The organism is Stenotrophomonas sp. 1L-E-5-B-C3 (assembly GCF_057292075.1).
This window is the reverse complement of the sequence record NZ_JBXAWS010000047.1, coordinates 1-1023: the sequence shown is the minus strand read 5'-3', so window position 1 is coordinate 1023 and position 1023 is coordinate 1. Positions and strand designations below refer to the sequence as shown.

Here is a 1023-nt window from a genome sequence, read left to right as displayed (position 1 = left end):
TGTGATCTCTCTGTAGGTTGTTCATCCGGGACATCTTTGGAAAATGGTGGTTACCACACCGTTCCAGTCCCCAAAGAGCCCGGATGAACAATCATAAAAATGCCCGTTTGACGCCGTTTAGTCGAGCGCTTCTGGTCCGCCGCATCCTCCACGAGGGCCTACGCCCGGAAGAAGCAGCTCAAGCGTGTGGCGTAAGTGTGCGTACGGCCTACAAGTGGCTGGCCCGATTCCGCCAGTTCGGGGCACCGGGCCTGGAAAACCGCAGCTCACGGCCTCACCAGACGCCGCATGCCACACCTGCTCCGGTAGTCGAGCAAATCAAGGAGCACCGCCGTAAGCGGCAGACCTACCTGACCATCTCCAAGGCGCTGGGGGTCGGCCACAGTACGATTTCAAGGCTGATGCGCGCCCACGGCCTCAATCGGTTGTGTCGGCTTGATCCGCCCAAGGAGGTCATCCGATACGAATACGATCAGCCCGGAGGGCTGCTGCATCTGGACATCAAGAAGCTGGGCAACTTCCAGCGGCCAGGGCACAGAACCGATGCCAAGCGCAGGGGAAACGCCGCCGGCGGTGGCTGGGGCTACGTCCACGTGGCCATCGACGATCACTCCCGGGTCGCCTTCAGCAGCGTCCACCCCAACGAACAGGGCGAAACCGCCTGTCAGGCGTTGCTGGGCGCTCTGGAGTACTACGCCAGCCTGGGAATCACCTTCAAGCGGATCCTGACCGACAACGGTGCCTGCTATCGCTCTACCGCCTTTGCCAAGCTGCTCAAATCCCTTGGGATCAAGCACATCAGAACCAAGCCCTACACGCCGCGGACCAATGGCAAAGCCGAGCGCTTCATCCAGACCAGCCTGCGCGAGTGGGCTTACGCCTGCGAGTACGCATCCTCGGACCAGCGCAATTCCGTGTTGAACCAATGGCTGCACCACTACAACTGGCACCGTCCCCATATGGCGATCGGCGGCCAGCCACCTATCTCAAGAGTACGGCTGAACAACGTAGTGGGTTTACACA

The 1023-nt window shown here is 60.5% G+C and carries 1 protein-coding gene; it reads left to right on the top strand.

Going from position 1 to position 1023, the window contains the following annotated elements:
- Window positions 1–83 precede the first annotated feature (83 nt).
- A partial coding sequence (locus AC0Z6F_RS22565; RefSeq protein WP_485618655.1) for an IS481-like element ISStma3 family transposase occupies window positions 84–1023 on the top strand: 940 nt, incomplete at its 3' end.